Here is a 20742-nt window from a genome sequence, read left to right on the forward strand (position 1 = left end):
AGTCGTGAGTTTGACTGCCACATCCTGGGAAATCTTCATGCCTCGTCTCCGCCTTCTTGCGGTCGCCATGACCGTTGCGCTCGCCGCCTGTTCGCAGTCCCACAACGAGGCCGGGAATACGCCGGCTGCTTCCAGCAGCGCGCCCGCCAAGGCCGCCACTACCGCGGCCGCCGAGGCGCCGGCCAGCAATCCGTTCTTCACCGCCAGCACGCTGCCCTACCAGGCGCCGCCGTTCGACAAGATCAAGGACAGCGACTACCAGCCGGCGATCGAAGAAGGCATGCGCCAGCAATTGGACGAAGTCGAGAAGATCGCCAACAACCCCGAGCCGCCGACGTTTGAAAATACCTACGTCGCGCTGGAAAAAACCGGCGTGCTGTTGCATCGCGTGCTGGCCGTGTTCAATGCCATCACCGGAGCCAACACCGACGATGCCTTGCAGAAGGTGCAGGAAGAAGAAGCTCCCAAGCTTGCGGCGCATGCCGATGCGATTCACCTCAACAGCAAATTGTTCCAGCGCGTTCAAGCGGTGTACGACCAGCGCGATTCACTCAAGCTCGATCCGGAATCGCAGCGCCTGATCGACGTGGTCTACCGTCAATTTGTAATGGCTGGTGCCAAGCTTTCCGATGCCGATAAAGCCAAGCTCAAGGATTACAACAAGGAAGAAGCCGGGCTGGAAGCGCAGTTCAACAACAAGCTGCTGGCTGCCGCGAAGGATGGCGCGCTGGTCGTCGACGACAAGAGCAAGCTCGCCGGGCTTTCCGACGAAGACATCGCCGCGGCGGCGCAGGCTGCGAAAGACCGCCACCTGGATGGCAAGTGGGTACTGACACTGCAGAACACCACGCAACAACCCATGTTGCAGGACCTGACCGATCGCGATACCCGCAAGGCATTGTTCGAGGCGTCATGGACGCGGGCGGAGAAGGGCGACGCCAATGACACGCGCGACGTCATTGAGCGCATTGCGCTGTTGCGCGCGCAGGAAGCCAAGCTGCTCGGCTTCCCCAACTACGCCGCGTGGACCTTGCAGGACCAGATGGCCAAGACGCCGGAAACGGTGATGAGCTTCATGGAGAAACTTGCGCCGGCCGCCGTCGCGCGTGCCAAGACGGAAGCGGCCGATATCCAGAAGCAGATCGACAAGGATCAGGCTGCGCTCAAGCAACCCAGCTTCAAGCTTGAACCGTGGGATTGGGAGCATTACGCCGAGGAAGTGCGCAAGGCCAAGTACGACTTGGACGAATCGCAGATCAAGCCGTACTTCGAACTCGACAACGTGCTGCAGAACGGCGTGTTCTACGCCGCCAACCAGCTCTATGGCCTTACCTTCAAGGAACGCAAGGACATTCCCGTCTACAACCCGGATGTGCGCGTGTTCGAAGTGTTCGACAAGGATGGCAAGTCGATCGCGCTGTTCTACTGCGACTACTTCAAGCGCGACAACAAGAACGGTGGCGCGTGGATGGATAACTTCGTGCAGCAGTCCAAGCTGCTCGGCACCAAGCCGGTAATCTACAACGTCGCCAACTTCACCAAGCCCGCAGCCGGCCAGCCGGCGCTGCTGTCGACGGATGACGTGGTCACCATGTTCCACGAGTTCGGCCACGGCTTGCACGGCATCTTCGCCGACCAGCAATACCCGACCTTGTCCGGCACGCAGACCGCGCGCGACTTCGTCGAATTCCCTTCGCAATTCAATGAGCATTGGGCGTTCGACCCGAAGGTGTTCGCCAACTACGCCAAGAACTACAAGACCGGCGAGCCGATGCCCCAAGCGCTGGTCGACAAGATCAAGAAAGCGCAATTGTTCAACAAGGGCTACGACATGACCGAGCTGGTCTCCGCAGCCATGCTCGACATGAACTGGCACATGCTCACCGCCGACCAGCCGAAGCAGGACGTGGATGCATTCGAAGCCGCCGCGCTGAAGAAGGACGGTACCGATCTCTCCTATGTTCCGCCACGCTATCGCTCCAGCTACTTCCTGCATATCTGGAGCAATGGTTACTCGGCCGGCTACTACGCCTACCTGTGGACGCAGATGCTCGCCGACGATGCCTTCGAGGGCTTCAAGGAGCACGGCGGTCTGACGCGCGAAAACGGCGATCGCTTCCGGGCGATGATTCTTTCGCGCGGCAATACCGAGGAACTTGCCAAGCTGTACAAGGATTGGCGTGGTAGTGATCCGAGCATCGAGCCGATGCTGGTGCATCGGGGGTTGAAGCAGGGAACTGCGAAGTAAGTAAAAAAGGGCCGGCATCTAGCCGGCCTTTTTGTAGGTGGGTTAGCGCCAAGCCATTAATTTAGGCCACATTTCGATGCATGCCGCGTTGTACTCCCTCCCCTGCTTGCAAGGGGAACGAGGCTTGCGTCCGGCTGCGCCGGGCTGATGTTTTGCGCATGATCAAACGTCACCGCAAGATTTACTACGGTGGGGCCGGTTTGGTCATGTCGATAGAGTCATAGGCGTCGGGTCGCGTGGATAGGAATGCACGGTACCTTTGACGATGTGGATGTCATGCAACTGCTCTGGTTGTGAATCGGGCGTCCTCGATGCCTCTTGCAGGTCGCTATGCGGTTTCGATGAAAGCTCGCGTACTCGTGTTGTACTCCCCTGAGGTCACCTTTCTGCTGCATGCGGCGCCCACCTTGGAGATTCGTCGATTGAATGCCAGGCTTGCCCTGGCGTCGAAGCTGGCTCGCAAATTGAGCTGGTGCAATATGCGCATCGCGCTTAGTGGAAGCGACGCAATTATCCGAATCGCTCTCGCGATTGAATCAACTTGGCCTGGTTGGCGCTGGCGATCTGGCGAAAATCATCACTGATGTCGGAGTGATCGGCGACGCGTTCCCAGTACGTCGTTGCCCACATTGCTGCTGTCTGCCACGTATGCAATACATCCGGTCGCGGCGGAGGTGGCCGGTATTCGCGCACCGGCAAGCCGCCGCTGCTATCGGGTCGATAGAGCATGGGCAGCATGTCGTGGCTGGGGCAGGGCGTCAGCGGTAGCGCATCATCGAGAAAGAATGACAGGTTGCCGAAGTGCATGTCGGTGTTGGCTATGATCTGCCCGAACCACCATAGCTGCAGCACATGCGCCACCGCTTCGTCGCTCAACCAGCCTTGGCGTTGCATGCGTTCTGCAGCAGCAGCCCAATTGTCGCGGATGCCGTCGTGCGCATCGCTCCACGCGGCGAGCGAAACTACACCGCGTCTTCCGTAGGCACCGTGGCGGTCGAAACGGGCGGACTCCAGGCAGAGCCGGCCATCTGACCAGATCAAAGTGGTACGGGCTGCGGCGAGCCCTTGTTCGCCAAGCAATTCACCGGCGAGATGCTCGCTGATCAACAGATCGGCCCAGCGCCGCGCGACGGGGTTGGTGTCCACCCGTTCGGAGAATTTCACGATGACATGCTTTAGCTCGCCTTCGATCGTTTCGATGCAGGCCGTGAACTTCGGCTGCTCGCCGGCGGCGGAAGAGCCGACCTGTTCGCCGGCCAGGATGGCGTCGGCGAGCGCGGCGTAGCGCCGAGCGCGCAAAGCCGAGGGTATGGGCGTAGCAGCGCCACCCAGCGCGTGGCTTAACGCCGAGTCGCCCAGCACGAAGTTGCCTGGGGCATCTTCGCCACGCAACAACAAGGCCATGAGCACGTCGTCGCCATTCCAGCGCAGGATGTCGTCGCCGAGTCCGAGGTCCCGCGCATAGCGGCGGGCAAACATGCGGCCGAGAAAACCTTGCGGGCGCAGGTCATCCAGAAACCATGGCAGGCCGGGAAACAGGCCGTCGCTGAATTCACCGCGTAGCCAGTCCGGCGATTGATCGATGTCCAGCCAGCATGCCTCGCCGTGCAGCGCCACCAGTTCGCCCAAATCCCGTGGCCGCCCTCGGCTGTCGATGCGGTACAGCGGCCAACGGTGGCCGAGGCTGCGCACCTCGCGGACAGCCGCGTAGCGAGTGCTGCGGGCGGCGCCAATCTTGACGATCTGGTCCCTGGCTGCCGTGAGCAGCCTCGATACCGTGGGCTGGCTGACGCCCAGCGCCGTCCCTAGCTCACGCGCGGCCGCAACCCGGCGCAAGCGCAGGGCGGCGAGCAAGCGATCGGTATCTTGGGTGGGCATGTTTGAATAGATACATGAATAGATAATCTAAATCAAGTTAGTTTATATACAATAAGTTAGTGATATATGAGCCATATACGTGAATAGATACTTGAAATTGAAGAGCCTGCGGAGGGCGAAGCTGGGTTCGAGCCAAGCGGCTATACCCGCAGGTCCGGCACGGTGCCGGACCTGCAGGGTGTATGGGAGCGCCAGCTCAATCGAGCAACCACTGCTGCGGCGGCAGGCCGTTATCGGTCCAGATCTGCAATTGCGTGCCGTGCGTGGTGGAGCCGCCAGTGTCGTCCAGCATCAGCGAGCCGGATGCCTGGTTCATCAGCTTGTAGGTGCCGTTACCCAGGTCCATGAACAGCCACGCCTGGTTGGCGTTGCCCACGCAGCCCCATAGGGTGACTTTGTTACCCGGTGCGGTATTGCCGCCGGTGTTGTCGACGCACAAGCCGGAGTACTGGTTCTGGATGCTGTACCAGCCGCCACCTTCGGCATGCACGGTCCAGTTTTGGACGGCCAAACCGTTGCAGTCCCACAATTCTGCGCTGGTGTCGTTGGTGGTGCCCCAGCCGCTGTCATCCAGGCATAGCGCGGTATCTTGCAGGTTGTGGAACGCATGCGTCGAACCATCGGCAGGCAGGTTGTTCCAGGATTCGCTGCCGTAGTACGTGATGCAGCCGCCGTTGTTGTAATCGGAGGCCAGTTCCAGAATGTTCGAGCCGTCCGTCGCGGGCAGCAAGGCGGAGGAATAGTTCGGGCAATAGTTGTCGTACGCGGTGGGAACCTGCACCGGTGCATTGATCGTGTACCAGTCGCCTGCGCCATCGACGTTGGTGTTAACGAACAATACCTTGCCGTTGTAGCTCGACACGCTGCCGTTGGATTCGTACATCACCTGGCCGACCAGCACGATCGCGCCATTGCTGGAAATCACCGACGGACTCCACACGTTTACTGGCGCGTGTTCCAGGTATTGGCCACTGGCGGTGGCGACCTTGGTGCCGATATGGGTGGGGTCGCCAAAATTCCAGCCATCGGTTGAGGTGCGATAGAACACCGTGCAGGAAGCAGGGCCGCATAGCTCATAGCTCATGAAGAAATGGCCATCCGGCAATCTGTTGACCGTGGCCATGCCGGGTCGATCGGCTTGGACGGTACTGGCCACCGTGTTCGTCTGGTCCTGCCAATGCTGCCCATCGTAGGTGCGGATCTGCGCGAGCTTCTGGCTGCAACACGGATCGGTTTCATCCGACCAGAACATCACCAGCGCGCCATCGTTGGCGACTTCGAACTCCGGTTCCCATAGGCCATGCGAGCTGTCGCCGCGCTGTACCGGTGTGCTGTGATAGGTCCAGGAAAGGCCTTGATTGGTGCTGGTGTACACCTCGATCGCCGGGGTGCCGTTCACGGTATACGTGGCGGCAAACATCAGCGTGCCGGCGGCGAGTGCGCCGACTTGTTGCGGAAGTTCATACAACGTTGCGCAGCAGTATTCGGCGCTGCCGCTGATCGTGGACACCGGACCGATCAGGTTCCAGCTTGCGCCATTGTTGGTACTTTGAAAGATGATGCCGTTGGTGCTTGCCACCAGCATGCCGTTGAAGCCTGCATTGTGTTGCAGGCGAACGACGCGGGGATAAAGCGTGCTACCGGTCAATAGGGTGCCTGTGGCGGCGTGTGCGGGCCGTGCGCTCGTGAGGAGCAACACGACCAGCATCAGCAGGCACAAGGAACTCCAAGCCGACCAAAGCTTCGGATGTTTCATAAACCATCTCCTGTGTCGCGTCAGCGACAACGGTTGATTGATGACAAAGCCGAATAGTCGTTCTTGTTGTGTTGTAACCGGCCGGCATATGCGCCGGCCGGGAGTTCCCCTCTACGAAACTTGTAGAGCTATTGCTAAATCCAGTGGCACCAACTTAGAGAAGCTTGATACTTGACGCGATCTGCTCCCCTGCGGCAGTAGGTGGGGTTGCTAGGGCTTTAGCGTGTTGTTGAGCATTCGCAGACGCCGCCGGTTAACGCAGCATGCCAGAGCTATGTGTCGTGGCGGCGTATAGCTCCCGTCGCTCGCAGCGCTCGCACCCCACCCTAGCCCTCCCCTGCAAGCAGGGGAGGGAACGCATCCTTGCGAGCATGGAGATGAAGGCTAAAGTACCTGCCGCCACTGCAAATCAACGGCCGATATCGCGCAGCCGCTTGCCATGCATCAAGTTGCGTTCGATCTGCTCCAGCGTAACGCCCTTGGTCTCCGGCACCAGCCAGAAGGTCAGCACGATAAATACAGCGTTGAAGCCGGCATACAACCAGAACGTGTTGGTATGGCCGAAGCTGTTGAGCAAAGTGAGAAAGGTGAAGCCGACGACCAGGTTGGCGATCCAGTTGGTCATGGTGGAACAGCCGATGCCGAAGTCGCGTCCCTTCAGCGGCTGCACTTCCGAGCACAGCGTCCAGATCAGCGGGCCGGCGGACATCGCGAAGCCGACGATGAAGACCAGCAGCATGATCACCGCGAACATCTGCATGCCATGCGAACCCGCGCCCATCAGGCTGCCGACGACGCCCAGGCCCACGGCCATCACGGCGAAACCGGTGTACAGGATCGGCTTGCGGCCCCAGCGATCGATCAGGGCGATGGCGATGAAGGTGGCCAGCACGTTGGTCAGGCCGACGATGGCGGTAAACCACATCTGCGCAGCCGTGTCGTAGCCCATGTCCTGGAAGATGCGCGGCGCGTAGTACATCACCACGTTCATGCCGGTGAACTGCTGCATCAGCTGCAACAGAATCCCCAGGCCGACCGAACGGCGGAAGTTGCTGTTTTCCAGGAACAGATGCCAGCCGCGCTGCGGTGTCTTGAGCTGCTCGCGAATGTCGTTCGCTTCGCGCTCGACGATTTCCGGATTGCCACGCAGGCGTTGCAGCACGTCCAGCGCTTCGGCATCGCGCTGCTTCATCAGCAGCCAGCGCGGGCTGTCCGGCAGGAACAGTACGCCGATCAGGAACAACGCACCGGGGATCGCGATGATGCCGAGCATCCAGCGCCAGTTGCCGGAGTAGCTGAAGGCGGTATCGGAGAGAAACGCCACCAGGATGCCGATGGTGATCATCAGCTGATATACCGAGATCATCGCGCCGCGGATGTATTCCGGCGCCACCTCGGCCAGATACAGCGGAGCGGTGAACGATGCGATGCCGATCGCCAGGCCAAGGATGACGCGTGCCGCAATCAGCATGTCGGGCGACTGCGCGAAAGCGCAGAGGATCGAGCCGATCACGAACAGCACTGCGCCAAGAATCAGCGAGCGCTTGCGTCCCAGCGAGGAAGACAGCCAGCCGGCCCCAAGTGCGCCGACCGCCGCGCCGAACATCATCGCGCTGACGATCCATTCGAGCGCGTGGTCGGAGACGCCGAATTCCTTCTGGATGAACTGCTGGGCGCCGGAAATCACGCCGATATCCAGGCCGAACATCAAGCCTGCGAGCGCAGCGAGCACGCAGGTGAAGATGGCCGTGGCTTTGGCGTGTGGCTTGGCATCGGAATGTGTTGTCGCAGGTGTTGGAATGGTACTGGCACTCATGAATGACCCCGTCATGGTTGTGAGTTGAGAAAGTGCCTTCCCCACACTTGCTCAACACGCCAAGTTCGGCTCCGGGCCGTACTCGACTACGCTTAAACCAAGCACCCAGGTGCGTGGTTCGCGACAGGCCTTCCTTGACCTGCATGACCAGCCTGCTTTCAGCAGCCTGATCGAATGCGCCGCGCGAGTGTTCTCACTTTCTTCGCGACGCATAAAAAAACCGGCTCATGCGGGCCGGCCGGTGAAACGCGGTTCGGGCATGCCGGCGAAGGGCACCTCGATGGCGAACAGGCCACCGGCATGCGGTTCTCTCGCCAGCACCTCGGCGGAAAGTCCGTCGCGGGCACTGGTGATGTATAGCATGTTCAACCGTTCCCCGCCGAAAGCGACGCGGGTGGGCTGGGAGGCCGGCACGCGGATGATCAGGTCCTGTTTGCCGTCGGGGGTGTAGCGCACCACCCGGCCGGAACCCCATTCCGCGTTCCACAGGCCGCCTTCGCTGTCCACGGCCGAACCGTCCGGCTCGCCTTGTTGCTGCGTCAGGTCGATGTGCATGCACGCAGCGGCCACGCTGTCGCCGTAACGGCAGCGATGCACGGTGCGCTGCCACGAGTCGCAGTAATACATGGTGGCGCCGTCGGGGCTGAAGGCGATGCTGTTGCTGATCGCGACCGGTCCCAGCGGCAGTTGCTCCAGCGTCAGGTCCTGGTGCAGCCGATAGAAGGCACCGGCCGCACGCCGCGCCTCGCCGTCCACCGGTTCATGCAGCGTGCCGAAGACGAAGCGTCCCTGGCGGTCGCAGGCGCCGTCGTTGAGGCGCGTCGGCAAGCCGGCTTCGACGTCGGCGATGCGGATCAACCGATCGCTTTCCCGGTGAAAGAACGCCAGCCCGCTTTCCAGTCCCAGCAACAGCCAGCCATCGTCTTCGCACAAGGCGAACGAGGCCAGTCGCTCCGGCATCGGCCAGCGGCGCGTGCTGCCGTCGGCAGGGCGATAGCACCACAGCACGGAGGCGTGGATATCCGTCCAGTACAGCGACTGGCTGCGCGTGCACCAGGTGACGCCTTCGCCCAGCGTGTTTTTTGCGTCCAGCACCAATGAGGCTTGCGAGCTCATGCCCATCCACCGTCGACAAAGAAGTCGTGACCCGTGCACATGCGGCTGTCGTCAGCGGCCAGAAACAAGGCTGCGCGCGCGAGATCGTCCGCGCCGAGATACCCGGGCATGCACTGCTTGCGTTCAAGCTCCGCCTTGCCGGCGTCATCCAGCCACAGCTCGCGCTGCTTGTCGGTGATCACCCAGCCAGGAACCAGGGCGTTGATGCGGATCTGGTCCTTGCCCAGTTCGCGCGCCAGGCCATTGATCAGGCCGCGCACGGCGGACTTGGCCATCGCGTACATGGGATAGCCGGCGTTCTTGATCATCCAGCCGGTAGAGCCCAGGCAAATGACCGAGCCGCCGCCCAGTTCGCGCATGCCCGGCGCTACCGCCTGCGTCGCGAAATACTGGTGGCGCAGATTGACGGCGATGCTTTGCTCGAACTCTTCCGGCGTGGTGTCCTGCAGCCGATGACGGCGGTCATTGGCAGCGTTGTTGATCAACACGCTGAAGGTGCCGGCGTTCTGGCTTGCGGCGGCAATCGCCTGGCGCAGCGCCGCGATGCTGGTCACATCGCAGCGCGTGAACTGGGGTGCATGGCGTACATCGGGAAGCGAGGCGATCAACGCAGCGGCGCTGCTTTCGTCGATATCGAAGAACGCAACGCGCGCGCCCTGTTGCGCGAAGTGCGCCACGAACGCGGCGCCGATGCCCGTGGCGCCGCCGGTAATCAATACCGAGCGGTCGACCAGGCTGGGGTAGGTGGCAAACATGGGCATCATGAATCGTTACGACCTTACCATTCGGCCACGCTGCCGTCGCTGTGACGCCAGATCGGGTTGCGCCAGCGATGCCCCACGGTGGCGCGCTCGGCGACGTATGCCTCGTTCACTTGCACGCCCAGGCCGGGGCCGGTCGGCATGGTGACAAAGCCGTTTTCATACGCGAATACGCTGCGGTCGGTGATGTAATCGAGCAGGTCGTTGGTGGCGTTGTAGTGGATGCCCAGGCTTTGTTCCTGGATGAAGGCGTTATGGCACATCGCGTCCAATTGCAGGTTGGCCGCCAATGCGATCGGCCCCAGCGGGCAGTGCAGCGCCAGCGCCACGTCGTGGGCTTCGGCCATCATCGCAATCTTGCGCGTTTCCGTGATGCCGCCCGAATGCGACGGATCGGGCTGGATGATGTCCACGCCGCCGGTGGCGAATACGCGCTTGAAGTCGTAGCGCGAATACATGCGCTCGCCCAGGGCGATCGGCGCGGGCGAAATGCTGGCCAGTTCGGGAATGCATTCCAGGTGATCGGAAAGCACCGGCTCCTCGATGAACATCAACTTGAACGGCACCAGTTCGCGCATCAGCACCTTGGCCATCGGCTTGTGCACGCGGCCATGGAAATCCAGGCCAAGGCCGATATCGGGGCCTACCGCGTCGCGCACGGCCTGCACGTTTTCCAGTACGCGCTGCACTTTTTCATGCGTGTCGACGAAGTGCATTTCCTCGGTCGCGTTCATCTTCACCGCGGTGAATCCGCGCGCTACCGCTTCCTTCGCCGCCCTGGCGGTATCCGACGGGCGATCGCCGCCGATCCACGAATACACGCGGATGCGATCGCGCACCGGGCCGCCGAACAAGGCATGCACGGGGACGCCCAGATGCTTGCCCTTGATATCCCACAGCGCCTGATCGATGCCGGCGATGGCGCTCATCAGGATCGGGCCGCCGCGATAGAAGCCGCCGCGATACATCACGTTCCAATGATCTTCGATATGGCGCGGGTCTTTGCCAACGAGGTAGTCGGAAAGTTCCTCGACCGCCGCCGCAACCGTGTGCGCGCGGCCTTCCACGACCGGTTCGCCCCAGCCGCTGATGCCTTCATCCGTATCGATGCGTACGAACAGCCAACGCGGTGGAACGAGGAAGGTGGTGAGACGGGTGATCTTCATGCGCGGGTTCCTTGAGAACTTGTTATCCAGGCTTGAGCGAAGGCGTGGGCGCGACGACCGACGTCGTTCGCATCGCGGCCGGGTGCGTAGAGCGCGGAGCCGAGGCCGAAGCCGTTGGCGCCTGCGGCGATATAAGGAGCCATGTTTTCCGGCGTGATGCCGCCAACCGGCAGCATCGGCAGATCGCGCGGCATCACTGCGCGCCATGCCTTGAGCACCGGTGGCGTGAGCAGCTCGGCGGGAAACAGCTTGATCGCGTCGGCACCGGCCTGGATGGCGCCAAAGGCTTCGGTCGGCGTGGCGACGCCGGGCACGCAATACAGGCCGGCGCGCTTGGCTGCGCTGATCACGCGCGTATCGGCGTGCGGCATCACGATCAGCTTGCCTCCTGCTGCCGCGACTTCCGTGACCTGTTCGGGTTGCAGCACGGTGCCGGCACCGATCAGGCAACGCTGGCCGAGTGCTTCGGACATCAGGCGAATGCTCTCCAGCGGCTGCGGCGAATTCATCGGCACCTCGATCACGCGAAAGCCAGCGTCGACGAGTGCGTTGCCAACGGCGAGCGCTTCGTCAGGCCGAATGCCGCGAAGAATCGCCACCAGGGGAAGAGAATCGAGCCACGCGCGAATCATGGTGTTGTTGCTCCGGAAAAAGAATGAAGCCTGGCTTTGGCCAGCAAGCCGGCAGCAGATGCCAGCTGCCACAGCCCTTGAACGGCTGCGTCATCGATGACGGTCGGTGCGGCATAGCCGAATGACCGCGCCGCCAAGGTATAGCGCTGGCATAACGACGCTTCGCCGATCAGGCACAGGGGGGAGATGCCGTCGTCGTCACGCGAACGTGCGATGCGGAATTCCTCGCCGATCAGCAGGCCGGACAGGAAATCGGGCACGTGCGCCGCCGCCAGCTCGCCGGCGAGCATCAGGGCGCGCGTCGAGAAGAGACGGCTGAAAACACCTTCGGCGCCGCTCTCCTTGGCGGTAAGCACGCCGCGACTGAACGCATCGTGGGCAAACGGCTGCGCTGGCTCGCCAGGAAGGCCGGCGCCAAGGATGGAGTGCTTGATCAGCAATGCATACATCTCGCCGGTCATCACCGTGTCGAATGCCACGATGCGTCCATCGACCACGCTTGCCCATTTACTATGCGTGCCAGGCAGCACGAAGCGGGAGTTCGCCTGATAGAGCGGCTGCTGCGCCAGCGCACCGATGATCTGCGTTTCCTCGCCACGCATCACGTCGGCAGGCTGATGCCGCTGCAAGCCCGGCGCAATCCACAGTGCATGACTGCTGCAATCGTCCACGCGCAGCATGCCGTGCGCGATGCTCGCTGCATCGGCGGGCAATGCGACGTAGGGCACCTCACGCCAGCCCTGGCGGCTGCCGACCATGCCGGCGGCGACCGCCACGCAAGCCGGCCAATCGGCGGTGATGGCACGCAAGGCGCCAGCGAATCCGCCCTCTGGCAGGTTGCGGATGCCCCATGGCTGGTGGCGTGTCGCCACGACCTTGCCGTCGGCATCATAAAGATAGGCACGCATGCTGCTGGTGCCCCAATCCAGCCCGATCAATCGCGCGGCAGTGCTCATGCGGATTTCCTCGTGCGGCGCTTGCCGGTCATGTTGGCGCGTGCATCCACGATCATCTGCTGCATGGCGCGGCGCGCCACCTCGGGCTGCTTTCGACGGATGGCGTCGAACACCTGGCGGTGATAGGGCAGGGAGTATTTGAAATTGCCGCTCTTGCGCGCGGACTGTACGAAGAAGGAACCCAAGGCGGTTTCCACGACGGAGAACAGGGAGCTCATCAATTCGTTGCTGGTGGCGATCAGGACCGCCTCATGGAATTGCAGATCCGCCACGGCCCACTCATCACTATTGCGCGACGCTTCCATGGCCAGATAGGCCAGCTCGATCTGCTTCAGCTGTGCGGCATCGCACCGGCGTGCGGCCAGGGCAGCTGCAGCGGGTTCGAAGATTTCGCGCATCTGCACCAGCTTCTCCACGAAGTCAGCCGGCGGCATCGACGCGCAACGCCAGGCCAGCACGTCGGCATCCAGTTGCTGCCAGTAACGTTCGTCGCGCACGCGCGTGCCGACTTTCGGCCGCGCCTCGACCAGGCCCTTGGCGGACAGCACGCGCATGGCCTCGCGCAACGCCGTGCGGCTCACCATCATCTGTTCGGCCAGGGTTTCTTCGCGCGGCAGTATCTCGCCCGGCCGAAGCTGACCGCTGACGATCCGCACCCCCAGTTCGTGGATGACATGACCATGCAGATTGCGGGCGTGGGTGACTCTCATCGTTGCTCGGTTACGGTGATGGAAAAGGCCTGATCGTGTTGCATTGCGAAAGAGCTCGCGTTTGGCGTTGATGGTGGACGGGCATTGGCGCAACGTGCAAGGAAAGCGTTGCTTGTCACGTCATTGGCGTATAACACCCATCTTTTCAACACCGTCAGCCGCAACCTCCACTTATGCGAACCGCCACGATGATGCCCCAGTTCTGCTTGTTCGATGACCATGCTGCAGCGCGTAAAGCCCACACGGCCATGCGTCTATATAATCATACAATATGCTCAGAAGCGACAGGGCATGTGAGCGCCTGCTTTCATAGATTTCGTAAGGGGATTTGCTTGAAATCTGTAGTACTGCTCGGTTCCATCCTTACGGCAACCCTGTTGCTGCCGCTCCCAGCGACGGCCGGCACGGCCACCCGCGCATCCTTCGGACATACGGCGGATGGGCAGGACGTGGAGATCGTGACGCTTACCAATAGCCATGGCATGCAGGCACGCATCATGAGCTATGGCGCGTCGCTGCAATCGCTACGGGTGCCGGACCGCAACGGCAAGCTTGCCGACGTCGTGCTCGGCTACGACACCCTGCAAGGCTATCTCGACCGACGCCAGTATCTCGGCGCGACTGTCGGTCGCTTTGCCAATCGCATCGCCCACGGCAAATTCACGCTGGATGGCAAGGCGTATAGCCTCACTTTGAATGACGGCGCCAATTCCCTGCACGGCGGCACCAAAGGCTTCGACATGCAGGTGTGGAAAGTGCTCGACGTAAAGTCGGGCTCCACGCCCAGTGTGACGATGGAATACGTCAGCCCCGATGGTGACCAGGGTTATCCGGGCACGCTGACGGTGAAGGCGACCTACGCCTTGAGCGATGAAAACCAGCTCAAGATCGCCTACGCCGCCACCACGGACAAGCCGACTATCGTCAATCTTTCCAATCACACGTATTGGAATCTCGGTGGTGAAGGTTCTGGTTCGGTAATGGATCAGACCCTGATGATTCCCGGCAACGACATCACACCGGTGAGCGATGCGGCGTCGATTCCGACCGGGGAGATCGCGCCCGTTGCCGGCACGCCCTACGACTTCCGCGTTGCCAAGCCGATCGGCCGCGACATTCGCGACGGCCGGTCGCAGCAGCTGCTGTTCGGCAAGGGCTATGACATGAACTGGGTGATCAGCCGCAAGGAAACCGAGCCGCGCGTGGTGGCGCGCGTGGAAGACCCGCACTCCGGCCGCGTGATGACGCTGTGGTCGAGCAAGCCGGGCCTGCAGTTCTATTCGGGCAATTTCCTGGATGGCACCACGGTCGGCAAAGACCATCACATTTATCGCCAGGGCGATGCGTTCGTGCTGGAACCGCAGCTGTTTCCGGATACGCCGAATCATCCGGACTTCGGATCGGCCCGGCTGGCGCCGGGTGAAATCTACAGGAACATCATTGTTTACCGTTTCGGCATCGATCAGGCCGCGAAGCAACCCTGACCGGTCCGTCACAAAGGAAGCCATACCGCGCAGGAGCGCCGCACTACCGCAGTACCTATAAACACCCACCCCGTACGCGGGGGAGGGATAAAAAAGATTCAAGGGTGGATGTGACAATGAAGAGCACACGATGGGCAGGGTGCCTCGCTCTGGCGCTGCTGCTTGGTGTTTCCGTGGCGCATGCCGCGGATGCGGAGCGTTGGACGGCTGCGCAGGCCAAGGCCTGGTACGCAAGGCAGCCGTGGCCGGTAGGCAGCAACTACATTCCTTCCAACGCGATCAACGAACTGGAAATGTGGCAGTCCGCCACGTTCGATCCCACGCGCATCGACCAGGAACTTGGCTGGGCGCAAGGCCTGGGCATGAACACGATGCGTGTGTTCCTGCACAACCTCTTGTGGGACCAGGATCGCGAAGGTTTCAAGAAACGCATCGACACTTTCCTAGCAATCGCCGCGAAGCATCACATCAAGCCGATCTTCGTGCTGTTCGATTCGTGCTGGGATCCCGATCCGGTGCTGGGCCCGCAACATCCGCCGATTCCCGGCGTGCACAACTCCGGCTGGGTGCAGGCGCCTGGTACCAAGGTGCTGGACGATCCGTCGCAGTATCCACAGCTCGAAGCCTACGTGAAGGATATTGTCGGCAGTTTTGCCAAGGATGATCGCATCCTGGCCTGGGACGTCTGGAACGAACCGGACAACGACGGCGGCGGCAATTATGCAGCCGAGGAACCCAAGGACAAATTCCAACGCGTGGCCCAACTGCTGCCGCAGGTGTTTGATTGGGCGCGCAGCCAGCATCCACTGCAACCGCTGACCAGCGGCGTGTGGCACGACGACGATTGGTCGAAGCTGCACGCGCTCAATGCGATCGAGCAGACGCAGCTCACCCAGTCGGACATCCTCACGTTTCACAACTATGGCTTTCCGGAAGAGTTCCTGCGCCGCGTGCAGCAGTTGCATGCATATGGACGTCCGATGATCTGCACGGAATACATGGCGCGCAGTGCGGGCTCCACCGTCGACGGGGTGCTGCCGGTAGGCAAGAAGCTTGACGTCGGCATGGTCAACTGGGGCTTCGTCTCCGGCAAAACGCAGACGATTTTTCCGTGGGATTCCTGGCAGAAGCCATACACGCTGCAACCGCCGGTGATCTGGTTCCACGATCTGCTCAATCCGGATGGCACGCCTTATCGCGAGCGTGAAGCAGCAATCTTCCGTGCGCTGAGCGCAACGCCCAAAGGCGTCGTGCCCGCCGACGCGGCGATGCTGCCCGTCACCGCAGACCCGCGTGCCGTGAACGCGGCGCACTGAACTTTTTACTGCGAGGGCCGCCATGGCGGCGGCCTTTTGTGCGGCCTGAACTATCTGACCATATAGTAGTACTAATGGCGAATTTAACTGCTTAAACCAATATTTCGATACCAAGGGAACGCTGCCGTGCAAGGCGGCCACCCAAAGCCGAAAGGGGAAAGACCATGAAGCGGAGTAACACCATCACCTTCACCATGAGCCTGCTGGCGGTCGCGATTGCCTCGTCGCTGGCCACCGCACACGCAGACACCACCACGGCGCAGCCGGCAAGCGGCACCAGCGTTGTGCAGACCGGCGACACCTCCTCGCCGGGCAATGCCAAGAACAGCAAGGACCAGAAGAAAAAAGACCAGAACGTCGCAGCCACGCTTTCCACCGTGGTGGTCACGCCGCTGCGTTCGAGCCTTGGTTCCGCGGCGGAGGTCAAGCAGGATTCGGAGAACATCGTCGACTCGATCGTGTCGGAAGACATCGGCAAGATGCCGGACAACAGCGTGGCCGATGCGCTGCAACGTATCACTGGCGTACAGGTGGCCCAGGGGTTTCAGGGCGAAACCAGTAGCGTGGTGGTGCGTGGCCTGCCCAACGTGGTGACCACCTTGAACGGCCGGGAGATCGTCAGCGGTGTTGGCCGCTCGTACGCTTTCCAGAATCTGCCGGCGACGGCGGTGAAATCGGTGCAGGTATACAAGACCAGCGATGCCAGCCTGCCCGCAGGCGGCATTGCCGGCCTGGTGGACATGCAGCTGTTTCGCCCGTTCGATTTCAAAGGGCTGGAAGTGGCCAGCACAGTGACCGGCATCAACAGCGCCAATGCCGGTCGCACCGATGGCACCGGCAGCTTCCTGGTCAGCGATCGCTGGAAAACGGATGCGGGCGAATTCGGCGCACTCCTCAACGCAAGCATCATCACCCAGCACTATGACTACAAAGCGGTGTGGGGCGATTTTCCGCGCCTGCTGACCGATTCATCCGGCAATGCGCTGCGCAGTCCGTCAGGCACGCTGGTGGAAGTGCCCAACGGTTTCGGTGCCGACTACAACATCGGCTACCGTCGCCGTCCTGAGTTGAACTATGCGGTGCAGTGGGCGCCCAACGATCACACCGAAATCTACGCCGAAGGCCTGTACGACTGGGATCACGACAGCTACAGCCAGCCGTTCTTCTTCACCTTCCCGACCGGTGTGGTGACACCAAGCTCGTACACCGTCGGCAACCATTGCTATCCGGATCAGCTTGCCGGCCAGTACTACGGGCAGACCATCTGCGACGCCACCAGCGCGACCTGGAGCGGCAACAGCTATGCGGCGACCAGCACGCAGGCGCACGCACAGCACGGTCACGACATTCAAAACGCGATCGGTGCCAAATGGCACAACGACGTATTGAGCTTGTCGACCGAATTGTCGTCGACGCTCAGCTCGTTCATGGATAACACCTTTATCGTCGATACGTTCCTGAAGGGGCCGATCACCACGGTATGGAACGGTACTGCAGGCAATCGACAGAACTGGTCGCTGCTGGGCAGTCCGCAAAACGATGCGTCCAATTACTACTTGAATGGCCTGTTCCAGAACTGGTCGGTGCAACGCGGCAAGGAACTCTCCTGGCGCGCCGATGGTGTGTATACCTTCGATTCGGGCTTTTTCCAGAACCTGCAGTTTGGCGTACGCGCCGACGATCACCGCGCGAATTACCAAGGCAGCGTGCAGGTATCGATACCGCCGCCGGGCGGCACCGGTGCGATCGCGCTTGATCCCAATCCGGCCAACCAGGTGCTGGCGCGTTTCCCTGCCAATTACTTCTGCGCCATGCCCAGTTCGTCGGCGCTGCCGGGCGGCTGGCTGAGCGGTTGCTACAACTATCTGAACGGCAATGCGAATGCCATTCGCGCGCTGTACAGCACCAATCAGGGATTGCAGCCGACCGATCCGGGCCGGTTCTACAACATCGACGAGAAGGACTTCGCCGGCTATCTGCAGACAGCCTATGCCACCACCTTGTTCGGCCTGCCGCTGGATGGCCTGCTCGGCGTGCGCATCGAAGACATCAACCGCAATCTCAATGCGTTTTCGTACAACAGCGCGACCAACGTCTACTCGCCGCTGGCCTTGTCGACCAGTGCGCCGGTGTATCTGCCAAACCTGAGCGCCGTGCTGCACATCACGGATGCCTTGCAGGCGCGTTTTGTGGCGGCGAAGACGGTGACTTACCCGAACTTCGGCGATCTCAATCCGTCGATGTCGCTCAATCCCGGCACCATCAACCGCGCCGGCAATGGCAGCAGCGGCAACGCCTATCTCACGCCGATCAAGTCCAACAACTACGACATGTCGCTGGAGTGGTATTTCGCGCCGGGCAGCTATGCCAGTGCGGGTGCGTTCTATCGCTCCATCAAGGGCTACGTGCAGAGCTACGTGACGGACGAGGTGATCGGCGGACAGCCATACCAGATCAGCAGTCCGGAAAGCGCCGGCAATGGTTTCCTGGACGGCGTGGAGTTGGCCTATCAGCAGTTCTTCGATTTCCTGCCGGGCGCATGGAACGGGCTGGGCGTACAGGTCAACTACACCTACATCAACGGATCGACCAAATCACCGCAGTATCTGGGTGGTCCGATGGTTACCACGCCGTTGCAGAACGTGTCCAAGCACAACGGCAACGCCGTGCTGATGTATGAGAAGTACGGCTGGTCGTTCCGTCTTGCCTACAACTATCGCAGCCGCTTCATCGATGGTTTCAATGCCGCCAACGTGGCCAGCGTGAACGATGAAATCGCGCCGGCGAACCAGGTGGATCTGTCCGTCGCCTACAACCTCAACGATCACAGCACGGTGGTGCTGGGCATGACCAATCTGCTGGGTGCGAATCTGCACCAGTACTGGGGCGACGGTACGTCGCGGCCGCGCGATATCCGCTACCAGGATCGCACGTTGAACCTTGGGTTCCGTTTCAAGCTTTAAGGATGAGCTGATTGATTCTGAGTAGCTGGCATGATGTTCAGAAAGCCCGCAGGGTGTGTCGGACGGCGCAGGGCAGACTGGCCGTCTGTTCAAGCCGTATGGCGCAGCCTGCGGGCTTTCTGGACATTACCCGTCGGGCCAGTGACAGCTGCGCAGAATCGATCAGCGCATCCTCCCCTTCCCCCTCGGGAGCATCCTCGTGGTGCTCCTTCTTTTTATTCCTGGCGGTCGCATGCGTGCGGCCGCCGCTTGTCTTCGAGGAGTCGTCATGCATCGAACGACATGTCATCTTGCCGGTGTTCTTTTTGCCGTGGCTGGCATATCAGCCGGGCAGGCGCAGGATCAGGCGCCCGATACCGCAAGCGGTCAATTCCTTGCTGAAGGTACGGGCTATGCATCGGTGGTGCGTTTGTCGCAACCAGGCGATGCGAATGGGCGCCTGCTGCTGGTGTTCGAGCAGAACGGCATGGCCGGTATTCCCCTCTACGTCAGCAACGACAGCGGCAAGACCTGGCATTTCATGCAGAACGTCGTGGACCAGGAGCATGCTGGCAACGCAGCGTGGCAATTGCGCTGGCAACCGAATATTTCGCAAATGCGGCAAGACAGTGGCGATCTGAAACACGGCACCTTGCTGCTGGCCGCCAATGCCACTCGCAATGATGCCAAGGGCCACGTGGTCGAAGAAGATCTGCAGCTCTACACCTCCACCGACCAAGGCAAGACCTGGCACTACCGCAGTTCCATCGTGCGTGGTGGCGGCCATCCGGAGGACAAGGACAACCACGGTGTGTGGGAGCCGAACATCCATATCCTCGACGATGGCCGGATGGTTGCTTACTACTCGAGCGAGCAGCACAAGGGCCAGGGCTTCAACCAGATCCTCGCACACAAGCTCTCCATCGATGGCGGCAAAACGTGGGGCGAGGAGGTAATGGACGTAGGCATGCCAGGCGGCGTGGAACGTCCCGGCATGGCGGTGGTGGCGCGTCTGCCTGATCACCGCTATGTGCTGAACTTCGAAGACATCGACGGTCCCGAGAACGGCAAGGTCCATCTCAAATTCAGCACGGATGGCCTGCATTTTGGCGACCCGGCCGATCGCGGCGCGCCGGTGGAAACCGCAGGCGGCGCATGGCCTGCCGCGTGTCCGGTGGTGAGCTGGTTTCCGGTGGGCGGCGCGCAGGGCGTGATCGTGGTATCGGCGGAACGTGCCGGTGGCAACGGCGATGCAGCAGGGCGCAGCTTCTACTGGAACAACAACGGCGGCAAAGGGCCATGGTGGGAAGTGCCGGCGCCGGTGCAGAAGATCACCGGCAACATCCATGCGGGTTGGACGCAAGTCTTGCTGCTGCAGAAGGATGGCAGCTTCCTGCACATCTCCTCCTCGTCATCGCCCAGGCTGGAGCAGGGCCGGAAGGCGGCCTACAACGTGATGCTGTATGCGGATGCACCGCTCAACTTCAATCGTTATGAAGCGGAAGACGCCGCGCGCACGAGTGCGGTGGTGATCGGCAATCCGCATGCCTCGAATCGGCGAATGGCACGCATTGCTTCAGCGCCTTACGGCAAGCTGCAGTTCGATATCCATCGTGATCGCGGCGGTGCGCACGTATTGCGGTTGCGCTATGAGGACTTGGGTTTTGCGGCTACACCGCGGATCGGCGTCAATGGTATTTCCGTTGCTGTTGGCAGTAGCAAGGCGGACGGTGATAGTGGTTGGACGCTGATGGATGTGCGCGTCAATCTGAAAGATGGGGACAACACCATTGTCGTGAATGGTGCTGAGCATGCTTACGATCTGGACTACATTGAGTTTGATCCGATGCCGTGACAATCCGGCGCTGCCGGACGCGAGCTTCGCTCGCATCACCCGACCCTCCCCTACTATCGCAGGGGATGGAGCAGATCATCGCGAGCGGGTTAGGGGGTGCTTGTGC

14 protein-coding genes are annotated in these 20742 nt (G+C 61.3%); 5 read left to right on the top strand and 9 right to left on the bottom strand.

Annotated elements, in window-relative coordinates:
- Nucleotides 1–37: 37 nt before the first annotated feature.
- Nucleotides 38–2248 carry a peptidyl-dipeptidase Dcp gene (gene dcp / locus V7M64_RS03275; RefSeq protein ID WP_333676992.1) on the top strand — a complete coding sequence of 737 codons (2211 nt, stop codon included), beginning with the start codon at nucleotides 38–40 and terminating at the stop codon, nucleotides 2246–2248.
- A gap of 510 nt (nucleotides 2249–2758) precedes the next feature.
- On the opposite strand, the gene yjjJ is transcribed toward dcp, so the two are convergent.
- The 9 genes from yjjJ to V7M64_RS03320 all read right to left on the bottom strand — a co-directional run bounded on the left by yjjJ (nucleotide 2759) and on the right by V7M64_RS03320 (nucleotide 13039).
- Complete coding sequence (gene yjjJ / locus V7M64_RS03280; protein WP_333676993.1) at nucleotides 2759–4126, bottom strand: type II toxin-antitoxin system HipA family toxin YjjJ; 1368 nt, start codon at nucleotides 4124–4126, stop codon at nucleotides 2759–2761.
- A gap of 196 nt (nucleotides 4127–4322) precedes the next feature.
- Entirely contained in the window at nucleotides 4323–5882 is a 1560-nt protein-coding gene (locus V7M64_RS03285) for an RICIN domain-containing protein (RefSeq protein WP_333676994.1), read from the bottom strand.
- Between the two features lie 409 nt (nucleotides 5883–6291).
- A complete protein-coding gene (locus tag V7M64_RS03290; protein ID WP_333676995.1) occupies nucleotides 6292–7698 on the bottom strand; it encodes a sugar porter family MFS transporter in 1407 nt (468 codons plus the stop codon).
- Between the two features lie 225 nt (nucleotides 7699–7923).
- A complete protein-coding gene (locus V7M64_RS03295; protein ID WP_333676997.1) occupies nucleotides 7924–8814 on the bottom strand; it encodes an SMP-30/gluconolactonase/LRE family protein in 891 nt (296 codons plus the stop codon).
- Nucleotides 8811–9569, bottom strand: coding sequence for an SDR family oxidoreductase (locus tag V7M64_RS03300; RefSeq protein WP_333676998.1), 759 nt, complete (start codon nucleotides 9567–9569; stop codon nucleotides 8811–8813). The genes V7M64_RS03295 and V7M64_RS03300 overlap by 4 nt, the downstream gene beginning before the upstream one ends.
- Nucleotides 9570–9592: 23 nt before the next feature.
- Complete coding sequence (gene dgoD / locus V7M64_RS03305; RefSeq protein ID WP_333677000.1) at nucleotides 9593–10741, bottom strand: galactonate dehydratase; 1149 nt, start codon at nucleotides 10739–10741, stop codon at nucleotides 9593–9595.
- Complete coding sequence (locus tag V7M64_RS03310) at nucleotides 10738–11373, bottom strand: 2-dehydro-3-deoxy-6-phosphogalactonate aldolase (RefSeq protein ID WP_333677001.1); 636 nt, start codon at nucleotides 11371–11373, stop codon at nucleotides 10738–10740. Before V7M64_RS03310 ends, dgoD begins: the two co-directional genes overlap by 4 nt.
- Nucleotides 11370–12329, bottom strand: a complete 960-nt coding sequence (locus tag V7M64_RS03315; protein ID WP_333677002.1) for a 2-dehydro-3-deoxygalactonokinase — start codon at nucleotides 12327–12329, stop codon at nucleotides 11370–11372. The genes V7M64_RS03310 and V7M64_RS03315 overlap by 4 nt, the downstream gene beginning before the upstream one ends.
- Complete coding sequence (locus V7M64_RS03320; protein ID WP_333677003.1) at nucleotides 12326–13039, bottom strand: FadR/GntR family transcriptional regulator; 714 nt, start codon at nucleotides 13037–13039, stop codon at nucleotides 12326–12328. Before V7M64_RS03320 ends, V7M64_RS03315 begins: the two co-directional genes overlap by 4 nt.
- A 332-nt stretch (nucleotides 13040–13371) precedes the next feature.
- On the opposite strand from V7M64_RS03320, the gene V7M64_RS03325 reads away from it, so the two are divergent.
- From V7M64_RS03325 to V7M64_RS03340, 4 genes are all read left to right on the top strand, one after another.
- Complete coding sequence (locus V7M64_RS03325; protein WP_333677005.1) at nucleotides 13372–14523, top strand: aldose epimerase family protein; 1152 nt, start codon at nucleotides 13372–13374, stop codon at nucleotides 14521–14523.
- A gap of 116 nt (nucleotides 14524–14639) precedes the next feature.
- Nucleotides 14640–15839: a 1,4-beta-xylanase gene (locus V7M64_RS03330; protein ID WP_333677007.1), complete on the top strand. Its 1200-nt coding sequence runs from the start codon at nucleotides 14640–14642 to the stop codon at nucleotides 15837–15839.
- Between the two features lie 164 nt (nucleotides 15840–16003).
- Complete coding sequence (locus V7M64_RS03335) at nucleotides 16004–18802, top strand: TonB-dependent receptor (protein ID WP_333677009.1); 2799 nt, start codon at nucleotides 16004–16006, stop codon at nucleotides 18800–18802.
- 268 nt (nucleotides 18803–19070) lie between these two features.
- Nucleotides 19071–20636 carry an exo-alpha-sialidase gene (locus V7M64_RS03340; protein WP_333677010.1) on the top strand — a complete coding sequence of 522 codons (1566 nt, stop codon included), beginning with the start codon at nucleotides 19071–19073 and terminating at the stop codon, nucleotides 20634–20636.
- Nucleotides 20637–20742 lie beyond the last annotated feature (106 nt).

Source organism: Dyella sp. (assembly GCF_036746095.1).
In the GTDB taxonomy this organism is placed as follows: Bacteria; Pseudomonadota; Gammaproteobacteria; order Xanthomonadales; family Rhodanobacteraceae; genus Dyella_B.